Genomic DNA, 21,670 nt, shown 5'->3' with positions numbered 1-21,670 from the left:
TCGTCAATGTCGCTCAAATCTTTGAAGCTTGCCGCTGCCGCGCCGGCGGTGGGGATAGATCCGCAACAGCGTGGTCGTGACAAGCTTATCGCTTATCTGGAAGATCAGAAGCAGCTCGCAGCCGCAAAATCTGACGGGGGTCAGTACACCCCGACCCGTTTTGTGCGGCGTAAAAACGAAGCGGGTGACACGATCGAAGTCGAAGCTCCCCGGCACGTAAAAAGGGGTTGGTATCGTGGCGTAGACGGTAATTTGTATTTCCAGATTAAGTACGGTTCTAAGCCTCTGGAGTTAGGCAAGGGCGTTAACGCTGTTGTCCTTCAAAGCATTGCTGAAGTTCCGGCGGCTGCAGAAGCTCTTATCAATGCCGTCAGCGCTGGCGAGCTTGATAACCAACTGCGCGTTGCTTCTGAGGCAAGACGAGCAGCCTTTGCTAGCCGGACGAAGAAGGGTGCGGCCAAGCCCGATTAACGCGCACTAGGCGACCACCTTCTTTTAGGTGGTCGCCTTAAATAATTCCCTCAATGCCACCGCGCTTGGGATGCAATTCTGCGCGACTGAACATTCCGCTATTTTATCTCATTGTATTTGTTGTGTCGTATTTTTTGCGGAGCCCCGTAAGTCGGAAAATTCCGTTAGCTCTAAAATAGCTTCGTAGGAGCCCGTAAAGGGTTCACGGAAGGGAGGCGAACTACCGCATTACGTCGCGCGACCTCTCGCCAAACGGCCTCACATAGCCCCTGAATCAATTTAGCTTCTGCGTCCCAGGTGCCTGCACTGTCCATCGCGACTGCTACAGCGCGGAGCCTTGCCGCCAGGTACGTCAGGGTCTCCATGCTTGCGGGCGATCTGGTGCATCGCAGATAGTCATAGTGCCGCTGGCCGCGCCCCAGGAACCGCGTTGAAAATTCACCGTGGCTGCGAACACAGCCTATTTCCTTTAGCTCGTCATATAATCCATTCAGCACGATCGTCGCCCTCCGCATTAGGTCCAGTATTTAGCGTGCCGAGCGGCCCAACGGCGGCGGCATAAATACGAGAAAACTCGTATTTGGAGGTGCGATATGAACGAGATGCAGAAGCTTAGGGCCGCAATTGTTCGGCAGATGTCAGCTACCGAACGCCGGCAAATCCGGTGGCTATCATTTGGTATGGAAGAGCAGCGGCAGAAGGTGCTGGATTCGTTGCCGACAGGGTCGACACCCTACAGCCGGATGTTGGACTGCGGCATGCTCGATGAATGGCAGAACGTGCGCTACTGCGCCGTGCCGCTATGCCCCCGCTGCTTTCTGCGTCGCCGATCGCGTGAGACTGCTCAGAGTATCCAGAAAACATTCGCAGAAATTCCAAACAAAGGCCTGGCCTTCCTAACACTCCTGCTGCCGGTAACTACCGACATCGATGACGTAAGCAGTATAATCCGCGCCGCCAAAACAAGGCTCAACAACATCGTGGCGCGCTATCGACGGCATGACCCCCGCTGGAACGACGTTCAGCTTACAGGCTGGTGGGAAATGGATTGTTCGACAGATACCGACCGAGAGGAGTTTGGCCGTAATCGAAAGCTCGCATTTGATGAACTTAACTGGCCGCTCTTCGGCACAGGTCGAACAGTCTGGCAGCCCCACTTCCACGCGATTGTCGCGACAGGGGCAGTCTCGCTTGACGAGATCAAACAGGCCTTGCGGGGCAAGGCATTCGACGCGCCTTACCAGGTCGACCTCAAGCCGTTCGATCCCAATCGCCATGTCACTCGAAATATCAAGGATGTGGTTCGCTATTCGCTCAAGTTTCGGGTCGAACGTCAGTATAAGGAGGTTCGGTCCGAAGGCCGCAAGTGGTGGTCGAAGGAAGACATCAGCACCTACGGGGTGTGGCTTTCTCGGAGACGAGGTGGCTTTCAAGCTCTTCGCTTCTCAATCGGTCCGCTGGGTCCACTTACCCAATCAGCTGTGGCTTCCCCCATGATTGGTAAGGATGCTGGTATTAAGAACCGTAACATGATGCCAACTGGTTGCCCGTCAACAGATTCGGTGGACAGGTCGTTTGGCAATGAGCTTGAAACCACCGATCCGCACGGCGCCTGCGCGGATGACAGTCCCGTCATCGGGTGTACGGTCGGCCTATCGGGAGCGCTAGGTCCCGAACTAGCGGTGATCACAGGGGGTGCGCATGGCAATTTCGACAGCCGTAAACCGAGGCAGCATGGTGCAGGTTTACAACGAGCGGGGTTCACCGATCTTCGTTAGATCCGGTGAACTCCACGGATACACAGGTACAACCCTAAGCGTCCGGCGTGGCCGGTATATCTACACTTACGATGAGCGCGGCCGACAAATCAGTGCCCGCACGCATTCTTAAGTCCGCTGAAGCCACTGGCCACGCCGGGTTGGCGCGCTAGTATCGGTCCATGGGGACGAACATGATCACAGCGGCGGAATTATACGCCCACGTCGCATGTCCGCATCGAGTACACCTAGATCGGTTCGGCGATCCGTCGAAGCGGGACGAAGTCAATCCGTTCGTTCAGCTGCTATGGGATCGTGGCTCGTCGTACGAACAGCAGGTGATCGGTGACCTCGGTGAAGGCGTCGTCGCACTTCGTGATCTCTCGCCGAGTGAGCGCATCGACCGAACGCTTGCGGCAATGCGTGAGGGGGCCACGCTTATATACGGGGGCCGCATCACCGCTGATGACTTACTCGGCGAACCCGATCTGCTCATCAGGCGCGATGGCCATTACATCGCCGCCGACATCAAGTCGGGTCGTGGCGAAACCGGCGGTGATGAAGATGAGGACGATGGCAAGTTAAAGCCGCATTACGCCGTCCAGGTCGCACTTTACGCGGACGTCCTAAACAGACTGGGCTTCGGAGCCGGGCATGTCGCGGAAATCTGGGACGTCAAGGGCCGCCATGTTACCTACGACCTTGATCGCCCACGGCACACCCGGACCGAGGAGACATGGTGGGACTTCTACCTTGATGCGTTGGCGAAGGTTCGTACGACATGCGACGGTGCGCATGTAACCCGTGGCGCCCTCGCCTCGATTTGCAAACTATGTCATTGGCACAGCCATTGCCGGGGCGAGATGATTGCCGCCGGCGACTTGTCATTAATCCCGCAGTTGGGCCGCGCAATCCGCGACGGGATGGTTGATGAGATCTCGTGTGTTGCGGATTTCGCCGGGTGCAATCCTGAGGGATATGTCAGCGGCAAAAAGACGATCTTTCCGAAGCTGGGCATCGACCGGATGCGGCTATTTCATCAACGCGCCCGACTCCTATCGGACCCCGATGCAAAGCCTTTTTTGCGCGAGGTAGTCGTGCTGCCTTCAACCGAAACTGAGGTCTTCTTCGACATCGAAGCGGATCCGATGAACGACATCGTTTATCTCCATGGCTTCGTCGAGCGGCACGGCGGAAATCCCGCCACGGACAACTTTACGGCCTTTTTCGCTGACGGCACCTCGATGGAGGCGGAGAGGGAGGCATTTGCCGGGGCCGTGAATTGGCTTGGGGACCGGCCGGACGCCGCCGTGTATTTTTATTCGAAATACGAGCGCACGATGTATCGCAAACTATGCCAGAAACATCCCGGCGTATGCGATGCCGGCGTGATTGAGGCGCTCTTCACCCCGCCGAGGTCAACCGACCTATATTACGATGTCGTTTTCCGCGCGACGGAATGGCCGACATACGATCATTCGATCAAGACGCTGGCCAAATATCTCGGCTTTGCCTGGCGCGACACCGATCCGAGCGGGGCGGCGTCGATCGAGTGGTATCAACGATGGCTGGAAACCGGCGATGATGCCATTAAGCAGCGGATTCTCGATTACAACGAAGATGATTGCCGCGCCACGGCGGTGGTTTTGGCGGGCATTAGGGCGCTAGTCTGATCGATCCTATCCTGGCGCAGCGCTGCGGCAGCTTCGAGTACTTCTTGATATCTCATGTTACCTCCTGTTTCGGATATTTAGCGCCGATGATGATAGGTGCACACGCCTCTCGCACGGTCGCGCTTGGCCCGCCCGCCCGGGCGTCAATGAGCGTCGTGCAGGGCCAAGAACGAAGGAAAGCACCCGGGAGGTTGTTGCGACACGCCATAAGTGCGCGCGTGTCGTTTTCGGTGTGATAAAGTTAACTTCTGCTGTCGCCCCAATAGCACTCTTTTGCCTCAGGCCGAAAAACGAGGAAGTTCCATTGTAATACTGGAATTTGCCGCCGCTTACGAGATAGTCGGCGAAAGATGCGCATGGCCCGTATGTTCGTGATCATGAACATGCTCGTGCCGGTCGCCGGGATCGACTCCGATCAAGTTGAGCAGCAATGATCGAACGCCCCGTTCGGCCTGCACGCTATCGGCAAACTCTCGCAGCGCCTTGGTCGGGCCCTTGAGCATCACGCTTTCCAGGCTGCTGCTATGATCTAGCGGGAACGATGTGGCCGAAGCGATGAGATCATGATGGGCATGCTGCATTTCGGACAGGCGGCTCGCTAACCGGCGCACCCGGCGGTCGTAAATGTACGACAGGCTGGCGACGCTGTGCTGGTGCGCAACCACGTCATTATTGTGTCGCCCCATCGCGTCGCGAACAATGTCCCGCACGCCTTCGGAGCGGCTGCGATAACCCGTTGCCTCCAGAAAACCATCAAGCGCCCCGGCCAGGGGATCGTCGAGCGATATGGTGATGCGTTGCATGTCCTTCGAAACCTCACTGGCGAACAAGATATATTCGCCATTTCATACTTGCCCCGCCACCCGTGGGCTACAGCAAACCGGGCGTAGCGAACCTGCCACGCGTGCGGGCGGCACCATCGTTTCAATTTCATAACATCTATAAGAAAGTTACGCATTGACGCGTCCATGACTGGATCTGGCGCGTAGGGCGTTCGTGGTAACGGCATCGTGCGGCGGCCGCATCAAAGGGGACGTCGATGACCAACCATGCCTGGCTCTTGTCGCTTACCGCTGTGACGGCTCCTGCCCTGTCTCGGACGACCCCACCCCCACCACCCAATGTCGAGCTGGCCGAGCGCTCGACCTCTGGCCAGCCGGCGGCGATCATCGTCACCGGGTCACGCATCAGCCAGCTCGGCATCGCCGACAGTGCGAACGCGGGCGTTGTCACGGGCAAGCAGCTGGCCGCAAGAACCGTCTATCGACCCGGTGAGCTGCTGGAGGTCACCCCCGGCTTGATCGTCAGCCAGCACAGCGGTGAGGGCAAGGCCAACCAGTTTTACCTGCGTGGCTTCAACCTCGATCATGGCACCGACCTGCGCACCACGATCGACGGAATGCTGGTCAATCAGCGAAGCCATAGTCACGGCCAGGGCTGGTCCGACGTCAATTGGCTCATTCCCGAACTCGCCGGCACCCTGGACTATCGCAAAGGACCCTATTCAGCCGAAGACGGGGACTTTGCGGCCGCGGGCTCGGTCAGCGTCCATTACGTCGACACCTTGCCCAAGACGCTGGTCAGCCTGGGGGTCGGCGAAAATGGCTATCGCCGCGGACTGGTGGCCGGCTCGACGACCGTGCCGGGCGGCAAGCTGCTCTACGCCCTTGAACTGTTCCACAACGATGGGCCCTTCACCAGGGGCGATAATTTTCGCAAGATCAACGGCGTCCTGCGCTATTCGCGGGGGACCGATGCGGCGGGCTTCAACCTCACCGCCATGGCCTATAACGCGACCTACAATGCGACCGATCAGATCCCCAAACGAGCGGTCGACGACGGGACGCTCAACCGGTTCAGCTCAATCGATCCGACCGACGGCGGCAAGGTCCATCGCTACAGCCTGTCGGCTGCGTGGCATCAAAACACCGAGAGCACGACAACCAAAGTCAACGCCTACATCATCAACAACCGGCTCCGCATCTACTCGAATTTCACCTACTTCCTTGATGATCCGGTCAACGGCGATCAGTTCGCGCAGCCCGACAATCGCACCGACATGACGGTCAACGCCAGTCACGCGTGGAAGGGGAGCCTGTTCGGACGCCCGTCCGAAACCACCGTCGGCATCCAGGTCCAGCGTGACGCCATTCGCAACGGCTTGCTCAATACAAAGGCAAGGCAGGAAATTTCCGAAACGCGCCGAGACCGGATCAAGGAAACCAGTGTCGGCATCTACGTCGAGAACACGACCCGCTGGGCTGAAAAATTTCGGACCGTGGTCGGGCTCCGCGAGGACTATTATAAGTTCAACGTCCACAGCTCCCTCGACGCGAACTCCGGCAAAACGCATGCCTCGCTCGTGAGTCCCAAGCTAAGCCTGATCTTCGGTCCCTGGGCCAAGACCGAATTTTACCTGAACGCCGGCACCGGCTTTCACAGCAATGACGCGCGCGGAACGGTGATTGCGATCGACCCAAAGTCGGGCGACCCGGCCGACCGCGTGCCGGGTCTGGTCCGCGCAAAGGGCGCAGAAGCCGGCATCCGGACGGAAATCCTTTCTCGGCTGCAAAGCACGCTGTCCGTCTATGGGCTCGACTTTGACTCCGAGCTCATCTTCGAAGGCGATGCTGGCACCACGTCCGCAGGTCGCCCGAGCAGGCGCGTGGGATTTGAAGTCTCGAACTATTACAAGCCAACGGACTGGCTGACGATCGATGCCGACATTGCTTACGCCAGGGCGCGGTTCCGCGACATCGACCCGGCGGGTCGTCGTATTCCCGGCGCCGTGGAAGGGGTCGCGTCACTGGCCGCAGCGGTTGATAATCTCGGGCCCTATTTCGGCGCCTTGCAATTTCGATATTTCGGCCCGCGCCCGCTGATCGAGGATAATAGCGTTCGATCGAAGTCGACGACGACGCTCAACGGTCGCATGGGCTACAAAATCCAGCCTGACCTCACGGTCGAGCTGGAGGCATTCAACTTGCTCAATTCGAAAAGCTCGGCGATCGATTATTATTACCAGTCGCGCTTACCGAACGAAGGGCCCGACGGACAAAATGACATTCATTTCCATCCTATCGAATCTCGGTCGGCGCGCGTGACGCTCAACGCGCGTTTTTAAATTGACTAGTCCCTAATGTTGAAGAGCCGCCCTATTAAAACAGAGTCACCAGACCTTTCCATTGTCCACCAACAGCGATCAAAGCGTTTTTGTCATTTTCGTCGGATCACCACCGGCTGCGGACGCCGCAAGCACCCAGGAAGCAATAGCAACTTACCTAGAAGTCGAGGTGAAGCCGCGTCGCGAGTGCATCCCCCTTCGTCTTAGCGCCAATCGGGTCGAGCGGCGTGTTGTCGCCGCTAAAGTGGATCAGGTTGACCATTAGTTTGGCGAACGGGTTGAAATACCAGTTGAGACCCAGCGTGACGCTCTTTGCCTCGTTACCAGCGCGAGCGAGGATCGGGGTGGAGCCGAGATCGAGCTGGTCGTAGCGCAACGCCACTTCGAATGCTCCCAGGCCGTCCTTGCCGAGCTCGTGGAACGGACGCAGGCGGTCGAAGTTACCGCCCTTGAAGCCCCGCGTCTCGCCGGTCAGGGCATAAGCGGCATAACCGTAGAAGCCGGTGAAGTGCCGATCGCCGAGTGGCCGGTCGAGCCACAGACGACCCACTTCGCCCGCTAGGGTCAGCGGGCCATGCACTACCGCCGCTTCGGCGCCAGCATAGCGCAGCGAATGAACGCCCGTGATGACCCCGCTGTCCGAGATATTGCCGTTGTCCACGCGAACGTTGGGGCGGTCGGTCAGACGGACCGCCTCGGCAACGTCGCCGACCTTGAGGTTGGTGCGATAATATCCTGCAAGGCCGAGGTGGACGACTTTGCCAGTGTCGAAGATTGGCTCCCACGTCGCGCGAGCATTGATGCCGCGACTTTCGCTTGGCGTGTTGGTGACGACGGTGCCGGTCGAGCGGGTGACGCTTTCATTGTCACCGAACACGCCGGCGGAGACGTTGATCGTCTCTCGCGGCGTCCAGGTGGCGGACAGACCGATACGGCGCTCGGCGCCGGCATTGCCGAAGGCGTTGGTGAACATGCCGCGTTCCAGGAACACATTGTAATTGTCGCTGTTGTTAGACTCGAGCCCGAACGGCGCCTTGTGCTGGCCAAGCGTGATCAGGAACTTGTGCAGCTTCGTGTACTGAAGATAGGCGTCGGTAATGCCGACGACATTCCCGGCAAAGTCGATCTCGAAGCGGTAGTTGAACGCATTGAAGGCAGTGCCCTCGACCCCGAGACGGGCGCGTCGGAATGCCGTGCCATTATTATAGTCATAGCCGCCGCGGCGCTCATGGAAGGCGGCCGCATCGACGTCGACCACGCCGCGCGGCTTGAACGTGAAGGCCCCGGTTGGCTCGGAGATGGTCGGGACCCAACCGAACTGGACCGCCTTCGACGATCGGACCTCGACCGACTGGAGACGCGTCTGGTTGAGCGCCGCCTGTTCCTCGAGCTGGGCGTTGCGCGCCTCGAGCTGCCGCACCCGCGCGTCGAGCGCATTGAGCCGGTCGAGCACCGGATCACCCGTTGGCGCCGGAACGGCCGCGATCAGCGGCGCGCTGTCATCCGGCACCCGAGTGTCGATCGGCGTCTCCTCGACCGGTGTCGAAGGAGGCGTATTCTGGGCATGGAGCGGAGCGGCGAAGGCAAGCAGTGACGCCCCCGCGAGCAGCAGGTTTCGCATTTGGTGTCCCCTTTATTGAATAAACATCGAGCCTAGCGGTGGATCGATTCCATGATCTGGTCGAACACGCCGCCGTCGTTGAAGTAGGCCGCCTGCGCCTTTGCCCAGCCGCCGAAATTCCGGTCGATGGTGAACAGCGGTAAATGCGCGAAGCGGCCGGCGTATTTTGCGGCGACGGCAGGATTGCGCGGACGATAATAATTCTGCGCGATGATCTCCTGCGCCTCGGGCGTGTAGAGATAGTTCAGATAGGCTTCGGCGACCTTTCGGGTGCCCTTCTTGTCGACGACCTTGTCGACCACGGCCACGGGCGGCTCGGCGAGGATCGAGACCGACGGCGAGACGATTTCATATTGGCCCCGGCCAAGCTTGTTGACCGCGAGATAGGCCTCATTCTCCCACGCGATCAGGACATCGCCCTGTCCGCGCTCGACGAAGGTGGTCGTGGCCGCGCGTGCCCCGCTGTCGAGCACCGGCACGTTGGCATAAAGCTTCGTTACGAACTCACGCGCCTTCACCGCGCTGTGGTCGCGCCGCGTTGCGTAACCCCAAGCAGCCAGGTAATTCCAGCGAGCGCCACCGCTCGTCTTGGGGTTCGGCGTGATCACCTGGACGCCCGGCCTCACCAGATCGTCCCAGTCGCGGATGTGCTTGGGGTTGCCCTTGCGGACGAGGAATACGATCGTCGAATAATAGGGCGTGCTGTTGTTCGGCAGGCGCGATTGCCAATTGGCCGGCAGCAGCTTCGCCTTCGAGGCAATCGCGTCGATGTCATAGGCGAGCGCCAGCGTGACCACATCGGCTCTGAGGCCGTCTATGACCGAACGCGCCTGTTTGCCCGAGCCGCCGTGGCTTTGGCGGATAGTCACCGCCTGCCCGGTCTGGGCCTGCCACTTGCGAGCGAAGCTGGCGTTGATCGCCTGGTAGAGTTCGCGCGTCGGGTCGTAGGACACGTTCAGCAACTCCGCCGGCAGAGGCGCCGCGAATGCGGGCATGGCGATGCTTGCAGCAAGCGAGATGGCAAGTACTAGGCGGCGAGAGAATCGCATATAAGAACCCCTGTCTGAACGGACCCCTCAATAATCTCTAGTACTATAGTCGACAATAGGGATACGGCTCAGACTGGCGCTTGTTCGATGCCATTCGTCGCGGGCATGCGCTGTTCGAACACTGCTCCTTCGGCAAGCGAGATGCCGTCGAGAATCTCTGTGCTCCGGTCACGCAACTCGGCGAAGGCGCGGCGGATGGCGCAAGTCGCCTCGTCATGACAATCGCCGCACGGCGCGTAGAAATTGACGCTCGCGCAGGGGATCAGCGCGATTGGTCCCTCCATGGCGCGGACGATCTGGCCAAAGCTTATGTCCGTAGCGGGACGATTTAGCACATAACCGCCCTTGGGCCCGCGTTGACTGGTGATAAGCCCGGCCTTCTTCAGGTCGAGCATGATCAGTTCGAGATATTTGGATGGGACGTTCTGGGTCGAGGCGATACGCGCAAGCTGGACCGGGGCGCCGCCGGTCTGCTCTGCGAGGAACAATAGTGCGCGGAGCGCATAGCGGGTCTTCTGCGAGATCATTTCAAGCCCGTAGCGCAAAACCCGAGCGAATCCAGTCAGACGGCCCGAGGCCTCAGGCAAGTTTACACCAAATCCGGTCTTCCAACGTCTTCGACGCGCTGGCGGAATTTGGCAGTCGGCTAGCGCCCCAAATGACGTCGTCAAATGTCTTTCGCTGGCCTTACTTGAAGCGGACAGCCCAGCCATGCCGTGCGTGGAAGTCAGCAAAAGCCCGCTTGCGAACGAACGATCGATCGCAGGTCAGTGCCGGACATACTGCTGCAAGCTTACCCTGATTCCGATGCGACCCTCATCGACACTGCGGCGGTCGGTAACGATGGCGTCAGGTCCCGCGATCATGCTGTGACCATATTCGACGTGTAGGCTGGCAAGCTTGTTCGCGTAAGGCAGGTTGTAATTGAAGCCGGTTCGAATGGCCTGTTGCGTCGCGCGCCGAGCAATCTGGTCAGCCCCAAGGCTAACTATATCGTAGCGAACAAACAGATCGAGATCTCCCGTCTCGGGACCGTCGAACAATGACATCTGCCCCATGACATACCCGCCATAGACATCACTGCGACTTTCCGAAAAGCGCGAGACTATGCCCTCGGCCTCGATGGTCGCCTCATGGCCAGCGATCGGAAAGGTATAGGCTATGTCGGCCTCGCCGCTCGTCTTGGTACCGGTCGCAGCCACGCCGCCGATTGGGGCGAGTGCAACGGCCGTTGCTAGATTGAAGCTGCGATCACGAATGCCGGTCGTGCGATCGACGGCAAAGCCTGCCGTGAGCTTGCGCCCGCCCTTGTCGTCGCTGATCACCGTCAGCACGAGCTTTGCGGCGATGGCGCGACCGAACGAGAATTTGACCTGTTGGGCGTTGAGGCCGCCCCGGTTGTCCCCGATCGAGCCGAGCAGCGTCACCTTGGGCGACAGCATCTTTTGCACTTGAACGCCAAGCTGAGCGCCGAACGTATTCGTCGAGCCGTGTTCCTCGAGGATCAGCGAGCGGTTGATGGTCGGCAGATTGCCTGACGACAGATTATCATCGCGCGACAGGATGCTCGTGTTGTGGCCGAACAAAAGGCGGAACCTCGCCGGATCGTCGGCATCCTGCACGGCGACGAACAGGTTTTCGAAATCGTGGCTGTTGAGGGGGCCGGCAGGTCCGGGATTGATGCCAAAGGCGTTCGTGTCGGTCAGGTCGATCTCATAGACGCCGGCAATGCGCAGATGATCGCCAATGCGCGGCAAGTCGATCTCCGCGCCCTGCCGCACGCGCCGGAAAGTGTCGGGTCCGTCGGGATCGATCAGCCGTTCGGCAAAGCCCCACGCGGTCAGGCGGAATTCACCCGACTGATAGACGATCCCCGCATCGAGTTTGAAATAGAGACCCTGTCGCGTCGGCGCAGGAACCTTGGGCTGCGGGGTAGCATCACCCGCAGTGCCGGTGGTCTGCGCGTGCCCTGGTGTTGCAGCAATCAGCGCTGCGAGGACGGCTAGCGGAAAGGCCTTCACCAGAAATACCGTCGCCAGCCGGTCAACTGTGATGCCGAACCCTTCTGCCGAGCGCGATACATTTTGATGTAAATCCACACGCCGGTCAGCGTCATTGCCACTAGCCCAAGTCCCCATAGCAGGCCGAGGAACTTGCCGCCGTCACCGATGATCTCGCCCGAATGGAGCCGGATCAGCCAATCCTCACCGTCGGGCTGGTCGGAAAGGATCGCGCCGCTCGCCACGCCGACCGCCACCTTGCGCGGGTCAGCCCCGTCGAGGTGGAACACAAACGCCGGTGTCGGTGCTTTGATCAGCCAGTCTATCCCTGCAACCGGACGGTTGCCGTAGCGAGCGAGAAGCGTGGTGCGCGCACGGTCGAGCGCGGCTGGGTCAAGGCCGGTGGGCTTGGCGAGCGTCAACGGCGAGACGATGGAAGCTGCGGCCTCCTTCGCTGCTTCCTCGGACCCGAAAATCTGCTGATACTGAAGCGCAACGCCGGTGCCCGACACGAGCAGGAACAGCACCGCCGCGCCGATCCCCAGCCAGCGATGGAACTGGCGCGAGGTCAACCGACGCGATTTTGTCGATGGGGGCACGCAATTCTCCGATCACTTGACGCAACAGCTTAACCATAACACATCTCGACTGCCGTCCGCTTCAGCGTTCATACGTCCCGATACCGGCCCGACGGGTTTCCACCCAATCCCGGTCATTCGGCTAACAATCGAGAAGGGTACCAAGTGTCAGATTTTGACCATTAGCCTGCCCTACCGCGCGGGCTCACTGTTACGCGGCGAACCGAAAGCGCCTGTTGCAGAATTGCAGATTTAGGGCGCTTTAGAGCCCTGGTAGGGCTTGTGAAGGGCCTACAGGCGCCACGCGCTACAACACTGGCGCCGGACGCGCGCTTACCTTCAGCTACCCTCGATGAATTGCGGTTGCGCCCTTGCACGGACCGAAATCCGAGCTAGCAGCTATGAATGGATTTAGACGATCTGCTCCAGCGCTATTTCGGCACATCAAACCTGTCGGCGGCTTCGCCAGCGGTACAAGCGGCCGGCATAGACCGGCTTCGCGTCGATTTCGGTCTTGAAACCGACCGTGCGCGGCGATTTGCGCTGTGGTCGCTCCTGTATATGCTCGGACAGGCTCCGGAGCTCAATGTAGCCTTTAAGGAAGAAGGCGATCGGGATGCGGCACGAAACCTGATGGATATGCTTGCCGTTGCTGGCGAGGCGTGACGATTAGGCGGCGGCTCCGGGGCTAACTTCATCCTTCCCCTCGGTCCTGCCCAGGCCGCGCGCAGAAGGCTCGATTAAAACGTGCAGCCAGCCATCGGTCAGCGATTATGATCACAACCTCGCCTCGATGAACACCTAGGTCCCGGTATTTGAAGGGCATGATCCCGTAGTCGCCGCAGGGCCAACCGTCGAACTGGTCCATGCCCTCGCCTTCTAGGCCGTCCTCCACGTCAGCGCTGCCGTCTAGGAAAGAATGGCAGAAGGCATCTATGGCATTGAGGACGCGGTAATGTTGACGCTGGCTATCGAGAGAGTCGCTTCGGTCTGCCAACTCGACGCGAACGCTGAAGACTGCTCCGCCGGGGCCAGTCTCGCTGTGGGTGGCGCTAAGCCTTAGGTTTGATGCGAAACATTTGGGCATCAGCTTCCAATGAGGACATCCGCCTGCTGCCCAAGACTAGCACGGTTCTAGCACGTGCCCACCAGATTTTGTTGTATTACAGAGAGTTATTACATGCACATTGCAGCTGAAAATCGCAGTGTCGGCGGTTCGACCCCGTCCCTGGGCACCACTTCTCTCCTATCTCCAGAGCGCCGTGGGTAGCGCAGGGCTTGCAGTCGCCATGCGAAGCCAGGTTCGTCAATGAGCGGAAGCGTGGTTCGGAACCTTCTGACTTCGCGAAACATTCATTTCAGCGATGCCTAAGCCGATGGCCATAATCGCCATTGGGGCGTCAGCGGGAGGGGTCGACGCTCTTCGCGAGGTTGTGGCCGGATTGCCGGCCGACCTTAACGCCGCCGTCTTCGTCACGCTTCATATCGGCGCTCACCGGAGCGACCTGCCCTGGCTGCTGAGCCGTGCCGGCCTCCTGCCGGCCACCCACCCGGTCGATGGCGAAGCGATCCGTGCCGGCCATATCTACGTGGCGCCGCCAGATCATCACATGCTGGTCGAAGCGGGTCTTGTCCGCCTGACCAAGGGCCCGCGCGAGAACTGGGCTCGCCCGGCGATTGATCCTCTATTCCGAAGCGCTGCACGGGCGTACGGGGCCAATGTCATCGGCGTCATCCAAACCGGCGGGCTGAATGACGGCACCGCCGGCATGTACGAGGTCAAAGCCAGAGGCGGGACAGCCGTGGTCCAGGACCCCGCCGAAGCCGTGACGCCCAACATGCCGCAGAGCGTGATTGACAATGTCGCCGTCGATCATATCGTCAAGCTCGCTCAAATGGCCGCCCTGCTCACCGGCCTGGTTGATGATCAGAAGTCGACTCGTCCCCGTATTGTTCATCCAACGGGAGACGCGCAGGAGAAGGGCATGACGGCCGAGTTCACGCTCAATCGACCAGTCGCCGTGACCTGTCCGGATTGCGGCGGTGCCCTGCGGCGCAGCGAGCTTGGCAAATTGACCCAGTATAGCTGTCACATCGGCCATGTTTATACTGCCGAGGTAATGATGTCGGTGCAGTTTCTGACCATGGAACGGGCGTTGGAGACAGCGCTGCGTTCGTTGGGCGAACGAGCAGAGCTTTGTCGGGAAATGTCGGTCAAGCTGGCCGATGATCCCGACGGCGAGGCGGCATACAAGCATTGGGCCGCAGCCAAGGACGAAGCGCTGGACCAGACCGAACCGCTACGCGCACTACTGACCAGGCCGTGGCTTCATCCCGCCGAAACATCTTCGAGAGAGCGACACGACTGCTGATCAATAAACGTGTAGGATGCGATATCTGTCATACGAGAACTGGGGGCTCCGCTAGATGACCGCTTTGTGACCGAACCGGACGAATTTCCGCAGGGCCGAGACGGGATGACCGCGCCGGCCCGGGATGAGTCGAGCGTGGCCGACGCTCCTCACGGCGGACATCTCGTCGTCGGCATCGGAGCCTCTGCGGGAGGGCTGGCGGCCTACCAGGCCTTTTTCAAGGCGATGCCCGACGATAGCGGAATGGCCTTCGTGCTGGTCCAGCATCTCGATCCAAACTACGACAGCGCGCTTGCTGCCATCCTCGGCGAATGCACTGCCATGCCGGTAACCAAGGCGGTCGATGGCACCGTTGCGGCGCCCAACACCGTATCGGTCATCCCACCCAACGCCATTTTGAAGATCGTCGATGGCGTGCTGCGCGTTGCCAGGCCCGAGACACCGACCGCGCGACGATCGTCGGTGGATACCTTTCTGGTCTCGCTGGCGGACGACCAGCACGAGAAGGCCGTGGGGATCATCCTGGCCGGATACGGCAGCGACGGCACGATCGGCATTGCCGCCATCAAGGAGAACGGCGGCCTGACGCTAAGCGAAGCGGCGTTCGACCACCATGCCAAGATGGGCATGCCGCAAAGTGCCGTCTCGGGTGGCTTCGTCGACAATATCCTGCCGGTCGAGGGAATGCCGGCGGCGCTCATCGAATATCGCGACTACCAAAATCGGGTCGGCAGTCGGCTTGATCCGGACAGCGGGGGCGTGGACCTTGCTTCGCAACTGGTGACGATCTGCTCGATCCTTCACAGTCGGCTTGGTCGCGATTTCGGGCAATATAAAACCAGTACGATGATGCGGCGGATCAGGCGCCGGATGCAGGTCCTCAGGATCGAGGATCCGGCGCAATACGCCGAGCAGCTGCGGGTATTGCCAGAGGAGCCGCAGTTGCTGTTCCGCGAGATATTGATCGGCGTCACCCGCTTCTTTCGCGACCCGGCCTGTTTCGAGGCCATTGCCGCTACGGTCATCCCCGCCCTGATCGCCGAGGGCGACAGCGATGCGCCGATCCGGCTCTGGGTGGCCGGCTGCGCGACCGGAGAGGAAGCCTATTCCCTCGCCATCCTGTTCAAGGAAGCCTGCCTGCGCGCCGAATGTACGCGCGTCCTGACGCTGTTCGCCACCGATGTCGACGACCGCGCAATTGCCTTTGCACGTGCCGGATTGTTCAGCGACGTGATCGAGGCGGATATTTCCAAAGAACGGCTCGAACATCATTTCGTCAAGGAAGGGAATCGCTACCGGGTCGCCAAGCACATCCGCGACATATGCGTGTTTTCGACCCACGATCTGGTCAAGGATCCACCCTTTTCCAAGATCGACCTTATTTCGTGCCGCAACCTGCTGATCTATTTCGAAGTCGGTCTTCAGCAACGCGTGCTGACGACTTTCCACTATGGCCTCAAGCCTCACGGCACGCTGTGGCTCGGTCCCTCCGAAACGATCGCGAGCAGTACGAAATTATTCAAGCCGGTCGACAAGCGAAGCCGGATCTACGAGCGGATCGACACGACAGCGCATGTTCCCCGGCCCGTATCGAACCGCAAGCGTCAGTCCGTCGACGTCAAGAGTTCGTCCGCACCGAGCACCGAGGTCGATGCCCAGGCCGGAAAGATCCTCGCTCGCTACGCGCCGGCCTATATCATCGTTGATGGCCAGAACGAGGTTCAACGCTATTCGGGGCCGATCGCCAAATTTCTCGAACCGGTCAGTGGCGGCGCCAGCTTCAACCTCTTCCGCCTGCTTCATGCCGACCTGCGGGCCCCCGCGCGGTCGCTGGTCAAGAAGGCCGACGAACGCGGCCTGGCCGTGCAGGAACAGGTCAGCTTCAAGGTCGAGGGCCGCCCCGAGACGATCAACCTGATCATCGAACCAATGGCCGAGACGAGCAATGGCCAGCGCAGCCTGCTGCTCGCTTTCCAGGAAGTCGTCCAGCCAGTGCACGGCGTTGCCGTTTCCGCTGACGGCTCAGCCAGTGCCCCCGATCATGCCGAACTGATCGCCGCACGTGAAAAGCTTCAAACCGTGACGGAGGAGCTCGAAACCGCGAATGAGGAACTGCAAAGTTCGAACGAGGAGTTTCAGTCGGTCAACGAGGAACTGCATTCGACGGTGGAGGAGCTCGAAACCTCAAAGGAAGAATTGCAGTCGATCAACGAGGAACTTCAGACGGTCAACGCCGAACTGAACAACCGCGCCGACAGTCTGGTGCGCTCGAACAGCGATCTTGCCAACCTGTTCGACAGCACGTCGATCGCGACACTGTTTCTCGACAATGATTTCTGCATCCGGCGGTTCACTCCAGCGATCTCGGATATATTCAATGTGCGGGAAGGCGACGAGGGGCGACCGATTGCGGACTTTGCATCGCGGCTCGCGTACGATGCCCTGACGGACGACGCAAAGCTCGTCCTGCGCGACCTCAAATCAATCGAGCGCGAAGTTGATTCCGAGGACGGAATCTCCACTTTCCTGTTGCGCGTGCGGCCTTATCGATCGCTGAATAATGTCATCGACGGGGTTTCGATCACCCTGGTCGACATCACCGAACGGCGTAACCTCGACCGCGCCCGTGCGCGCCTGGCGGCGATTGTCGAATCGTCGGAGGATGCAATCATCGGTCATGACCTCGACGGGATGATCACCAGCTGGAACGCCGGCGCGCAGAAAATTTACGGCTACACGGCCAGCGAGATCATCGGCGAGCCGATGTCGACGCTGTTGGCTGACGACCAGATCGACGAATGGCCGGCGAACCTCGCCAAGCTCCGTAGGGGCATACCGATCACGAATTTCGATATCAGCCGGACGACAAAGGATGATCGGGAAATCCATTTGTCCCTGATGATCTCGCCGATCCGCGACGAGAAAGGCAAGATTGTCGGCGCGTCGGCGGTCGCGCGGGATATCGCGGAGCGCAAAGCGGCCGAGAAGCGCGCATCGCTGCTGATGGCCGAGCTCGATCATCGGGTGAAGAACATTCTCGCCGTGGTCTCGTCCGTCGTATCCCAGACCTTGCGTTCCGGTGGGCCGCAGGAGTCTTTCATTCCGGAAATCGAAGGTCGCATCATGGCGATCGCGCGGGCCCATAATCTTCTGTCCGATCAAGGTGGCACAGAGGGCTCGCTGCGCGACCTCATCGCGACCGAAGTGCATCCCTACGAACAGCATGAGAACATCAGCTTTTCGGGCCCCAATGTCGTCCTGACCTCAAGGGCCAGCCTCACGATTGCGCTCGCCATCCATGAATTGGCGACCAATGCTGCCAAATATGGCAGCCTGTCGAATTCGGCCGGAAAGCTCGATGTCTCGTGGCGGGTCGTCGGTGACGGCACCCCTCAGCAACTTGAGATTGTCTGGCGCGAGTCCGGCGGGCCTCCGGTTACCGCGCCAAAGCGGCGCGGTTTCGGAACCAAATTGATCGAGGCCAGTCTGGTCCGCGGCTTGAAGGCGACTGTCGACAGGAGTTTTGAGGAAACGGGCGTCCGCTGCGCAATCTCGCTGCCTTTGGTGGCCGATGTTGGCATCATTCGTACCGAAAGTGCGCCAATCGGGCCTGACGCCTGATGGAACCGACACCGGCTTTCAGGGTGCTTGTCGTGGAGGACGAGCCCCTGATCGCCATGGTCGTCGAGGATTCGATCGAAATGCTTGGCTATGAAGTGATCGGCCCCGTCGCCCAGCATGATGAAGCGCTGGCCGTCGCTGCCGCTGGTGGTTTCGATTGTGCGATATTGGACGTCAATATTTGCGGTGGGAACAGCTATGACGTTGCGGATCTGCTGCTTTCTCGCGGGTGTCCGTTCATCTTGGCGACGGGCTACAGCGACTGGTCGATTCCGCGCCATCTGGTCGGGGAGAAGAGGCTGACGAAGCCTTATTCTTCGAAACAGCTCGAGGAACAACTTCGCCTGATGCACGATCGCGTCGTCGCGCTGAAAGCGTCCCGATAGCTAGTGGACCCCAAAGCTGTTGGCCGTTCGCCGGAACAATGGCTCATGGCCGCCCGCAACTTCTCCTGGCGGCTGCGGCGTTCGGGGTAGCGCCGATGGCTGGATGCGGTCCGCTCTGGCTCTCGCTCGCCAGCCCGCGCCACAGCGCCGCGTTGAATGCGGCGCTGTCGAGACGATCCTCGGATCGAAAGTCCTGGCCTTTCATGGCATTGGCCCAGTAGCCTGCATCATGGTCGGCGCGCGCTGCCGGGGAAGTGGCGGCAAAGCGGGTGGCGGGGATCGGTAGCTGGGTCGAGCGTAGCACGTCGGACGCGACTGCGGTGAAATCCCAGCTGGTCTGAGCAAGATCGAACACGTCGGCCATCGGCGCTGCCAGGCCGTCGTTGAGGCCAAGCGCCGGCAGGCCGAGCACTGCGCCAATCGTGCGGACCATCGACACTGTCGTATAGTGTGTCGAGACCAGCGCATTGTGCCTGACAAATGGGCCGACGACGAAGGCGATGCTGCGCCGCGCGTCGACATGATCCGCCCCATTTTGCGCATCATCCTCAATGACGAAGACCAGCGTATCGTCCTTGAATCGGCTGTGCGCGATCCGTTCCAGGACGAGGCCAACGGCATAGTCATTGTCGGCCATCTGCGTCTCGACCGTATCGACTCCGTCGATCGCTTTGTCGAAATCGCCAAAATGATCATGGCTGAGGCGCAAAAGGGTGAGGTTGGGCATGACGCCAGCGCGCTCCTGCTCGGCGAACTCGCGCTCCCATTCGCGCTCGCGCCAATAGTCGGGCATCTTCTGATCGAAGCCGCGGAAATAGGGGTCGCTGAGACCCACCAGTGCGCGGTCGGCAGTGACGTGAACCGCCTTTCCCTCCCGGTGCGGCTCGCGAATCTGCGGCACTTCGCCGGGCAGGCCACTATCGTAGACCGAGGCGTCGGCGAAACCGTAATTACGTACGGTCAGCCCGGCCTTGAGCGCCGCGTTCCACAGGAAACCGCGCCCCGCCTCGTCGTCGCCATCGCCGTCGGGGGCAGTCAGCAGCGCGGGTCCGGGCAGCACGTCGTCGTCGTCGGGTGCCGCGGGGTTGACCCGCCGCCGTTCGTCCTTGTTGAGCGCGGTCGCGATATTGCGATCGAGCTGCTCGGCTTCGTAGGCGAGCCCGCGATCGGCGTAATTGACCGGCGCGGTCTTCTCGAGGAGGTCGGGGACTCGCGCCGCAGTCGTCCAGGTCCAGCCGGTGCTCGACTGCTCGCCACTGTCATAGAAATTGTCGAGCGTGACGAACTCGCTGGCCATCTTGTGGTGGTTGGGGGACAGGCGCTGGCCGAGGATTGCCAGGTGCGGATCGCCATTGCCCACGGGAAGGTCGCCGAGCACCTGATCGTAGGTCCGGTTCTCCTTGACGATATAGACGACGTGACGAATTTTCGAGCGAAGCTGCGCCATGGTCGCATCGGCGGCAGTGCGCCCCGGGTCGGCCAGACCGATATTGCGCAAGACCTGCGCAGTTGCCGCGCTTAGCAACGTCGGCGTGGGGCGGGGCAGTTCGAGCAGCCCGGCTTTCTCGAGCTGAAAGATATATTGGTTCGCCGATCCGCACGCGGTCGGCTGTGCCTTGACCGTTGCCAGCTTCGGTGGGCAGCCAAGCGGATTAGCACCGGCGGGACTCTTGCGGTTGATCACGAACAAGCGGCCGTCCCGCGGCGATTCTGCCACGCCACTTGGATACCAGCCCGTCGGCATAAGCCCTTCTATGCGCGCCTCGGCACCCGACACCGAGACTTGTGCCACCGCGTTGATGCCCCCGAGAGTGATAAACAATTTGCCGTTTTTGGCCAGGGCCAATGCGTTCGGGTTGAGCCCCTTGCCGAGCGCTGCGTCGCCGAAGCGCGGGGGGAGTGACAGTCGCGGTTCGCCAACGAGCGTCAAGCGTGTCGTGTCGACGATCGCCAGCCGATCGTCGTTGTCCCCGGTAGCATAAAGTCGGTGCGCGGCCGGGTCGAGCAGCAGGGCGGTCGGTTCGGCCTTGACCGCTATGCGCGGCCCGAGCGTCACGCTGGCGGCGCCGATGTCGAGGGCGATGATCTCGCGGTCGCGCGGCGACGATACGAACGCATGGCCGCCGCTGTCCCAAGCGATCGCAAAGGGAAACTCGCCGCCGGGAACGCCGTGCTTCGCCGGGTCATTGCGACCGGGTCGCAGGTCACGCTCTGCGATCACCCGCCCCGCGACCAGATCGACCAGGCTGACCGAGTCGTTGTAATAGTTGGCGATGAGCGCGCGCCGGCCGTTTCCACTGACCGCGATCCCGGCCGCCTGCGGTTTGACTGCGGATCCGATTCCGGCACTGTGGCCGAGCGCGATCGGCGGCGCCGTTTCGACGAACACCCCGCCACGCGCTCGCCTAAACAGGTGGACATTGTCGTCGACCCCGCCGGTCACGACAAGCCCGTCGCCCAACGGTAGCCAGGCCAACCCGGAAAAACTGTTGGGCAGGCTTAGCGTCTGCGCCCACCGCGCGCGCCCGGCGATGATGTCATACAGGAAGACATATTGTCCCGACTGAGCCGCGACGAGCTTACCGTCGGGGCCGTTGGTCCGATTATAGCCGCTGGTGAGGATTGCCAGCCTGGCCCCGTCGGGGCTCGTCACGATCGACGCCGCGCCGTCGGCAATCGTCGAGGGAAGCGGCCCAACGCGCGTCGTCAGTGGCGAGAAGCGGGCTCCGGGGACGCCAAGCGGGGTCAATAACTGGCCGGTCGGAAGCCGGGTCTCTGCGCCCAACGCCGAGCCTGCCATCAGCGCTACAAGCGCAATCGTCATTGTCGTCGAATGCATCATCGGTCCCCGCTTCGTTCGCGCACAAGCGCTATGCGCGGCGCGTGACAGCGCCGTGACGGTCGTGGCCGCCGCCAACCGTCGCATAAAACGGTCATAAATCCGACGCCGGTTTGACGCGCAAGGACAGTAGCGCTCGCCGCGACGTAGCCGGAGTCGTTTCGGCGTCATCGATATTC

16 protein-coding genes are annotated in these 21,670 nt (G+C 60.7%); 8 read left to right on the top strand and 8 right to left on the bottom strand.

Features of this window, described 5'->3' with window-relative positions; translation table 11 throughout:
- The first annotated feature begins 6 nt into the window (after positions 1-6).
- Entirely contained in the window at positions 7-471 is a 465-nt protein-coding gene (locus U1700_RS05140; protein ID WP_332750722.1) for a DUF6641 family protein, read from the top strand.
- A 170-nt stretch (positions 472-641) separates the two neighbouring features.
- Here U1700_RS05140 and U1700_RS15585 read toward each other — a convergent pair whose 3' ends face one another.
- Entirely contained in the window at positions 642-986 is a 345-nt protein-coding gene (locus tag U1700_RS15585; protein WP_443025878.1) for a DUF6626 family protein, read from the bottom strand.
- A 78-nt stretch (positions 987-1,064) separates the two neighbouring features.
- On the opposite strand from U1700_RS15585, the gene U1700_RS05135 reads away from it, so the two are divergent.
- Both U1700_RS05135 and U1700_RS05130 read left to right on the top strand, forming a co-directional pair.
- Positions 1,065-2,249, top strand: a complete 1,185-nt coding sequence (locus tag U1700_RS05135; RefSeq protein WP_332750720.1) for a hypothetical protein — start codon at positions 1,065-1,067, stop codon at positions 2,247-2,249.
- 173 nt (positions 2,250-2,422) lie between these two features.
- On the top strand, positions 2,423-3,901 hold the full coding sequence (locus tag U1700_RS05130; protein ID WP_332750718.1) for a TM0106 family RecB-like putative nuclease: 1,479 nt from the start codon (positions 2,423-2,425) through the stop codon (positions 3,899-3,901).
- A gap of 329 nt (positions 3,902-4,230) precedes the next feature.
- Here the strand turns inward: U1700_RS05130 and nikR are convergent, their stop codons facing one another.
- A complete protein-coding gene (gene nikR / locus U1700_RS05125) occupies positions 4,231-4,704 on the bottom strand; it encodes a nickel-responsive transcriptional regulator NikR (RefSeq protein ID WP_332750716.1) in 474 nt (157 codons plus the stop codon).
- A gap of 236 nt (positions 4,705-4,940) precedes the next feature.
- Between nikR and U1700_RS05120 the strand changes: the two genes are divergently transcribed.
- On the top strand, positions 4,941-7,025 hold the full coding sequence (locus U1700_RS05120; protein WP_332750715.1) for a TonB-dependent receptor: 2,085 nt from the start codon (positions 4,941-4,943) through the stop codon (positions 7,023-7,025).
- A gap of 157 nt (positions 7,026-7,182) precedes the next feature.
- Here the strand turns inward: U1700_RS05120 and U1700_RS05115 are convergent, their stop codons facing one another.
- From U1700_RS05115 to U1700_RS05095, 5 genes are all read right to left on the bottom strand, one after another.
- Positions 7,183-8,646, bottom strand: coding sequence for an OprO/OprP family phosphate-selective porin (locus U1700_RS05115; protein WP_332750714.1), 1,464 nt, complete (start codon positions 8,644-8,646; stop codon positions 7,183-7,185).
- A 32-nt stretch (positions 8,647-8,678) separates the two neighbouring features.
- On the bottom strand, positions 8,679-9,641 hold the full coding sequence (locus U1700_RS05110) for a sulfate ABC transporter substrate-binding protein (RefSeq protein WP_332750712.1): 963 nt from the start codon (positions 9,639-9,641) through the stop codon (positions 8,679-8,681).
- Positions 9,642-9,763: 122 nt separating this feature from the next.
- Positions 9,764-10,222, bottom strand: coding sequence for an RrF2 family transcriptional regulator (locus tag U1700_RS05105; protein WP_332750711.1), 459 nt, complete (start codon positions 10,220-10,222; stop codon positions 9,764-9,766).
- 240 nt (positions 10,223-10,462) lie between these two features.
- Positions 10,463-11,716, bottom strand: coding sequence for a hypothetical protein (locus tag U1700_RS05100; RefSeq protein WP_332750710.1), 1,254 nt, complete (start codon positions 11,714-11,716; stop codon positions 10,463-10,465).
- Positions 11,713-12,294, bottom strand: a complete 582-nt coding sequence (locus U1700_RS05095; RefSeq protein ID WP_332750708.1) for a PepSY domain-containing protein — start codon at positions 12,292-12,294, stop codon at positions 11,713-11,715. Before U1700_RS05095 ends, U1700_RS05100 begins: the two co-directional genes overlap by 4 nt.
- Positions 12,295-12,678: 384 nt before the next feature.
- On the opposite strand from U1700_RS05095, the gene U1700_RS05090 reads away from it, so the two are divergent.
- The 4 genes from U1700_RS05090 to U1700_RS05075 all read left to right on the top strand — a co-directional run bounded on the left by U1700_RS05090 (position 12,679) and on the right by U1700_RS05075 (position 18,652).
- A complete protein-coding gene (locus U1700_RS05090) occupies positions 12,679-12,939 on the top strand; it encodes a hypothetical protein (protein WP_332750706.1) in 261 nt (86 codons plus the stop codon).
- 710 nt (positions 12,940-13,649) lie between these two features.
- Entirely contained in the window at positions 13,650-14,645 is a 996-nt protein-coding gene (locus U1700_RS05085) for a chemotaxis protein CheB (protein WP_332750704.1), read from the top strand.
- A gap of 66 nt (positions 14,646-14,711) precedes the next feature.
- Entirely contained in the window at positions 14,712-18,266 is a 3,555-nt protein-coding gene (locus U1700_RS05080) for a CheR family methyltransferase (RefSeq protein WP_332750702.1), read from the top strand.
- A 32-nt stretch (positions 18,267-18,298) separates the two neighbouring features.
- Complete coding sequence (locus U1700_RS05075; RefSeq protein WP_332750700.1) at positions 18,299-18,652, top strand: response regulator; 354 nt, start codon at positions 18,299-18,301, stop codon at positions 18,650-18,652.
- Between the two features lie 43 nt (positions 18,653-18,695).
- Here U1700_RS05075 and U1700_RS05070 read toward each other — a convergent pair whose 3' ends face one another.
- Positions 18,696-21,476 (bottom strand): bifunctional YncE family protein/alkaline phosphatase family protein, encoded by a 2,781-nt coding sequence (locus U1700_RS05070; RefSeq protein WP_332750697.1) that lies wholly within the window; start codon positions 21,474-21,476, stop codon positions 18,696-18,698.
- Positions 21,477-21,670: the final 194 nt, after the last annotated feature.

It is taken from the genome of Sphingomonas sp. RB1R13 (assembly GCF_036663775.1).
In the GTDB taxonomy this organism is placed as follows: Bacteria; Pseudomonadota; Alphaproteobacteria; order Sphingomonadales; family Sphingomonadaceae; genus Sphingomicrobium.
The sequence above is the reverse complement of the archived record's forward strand: the minus strand, read 5'-3'. Positions and strand labels throughout refer to the sequence as shown.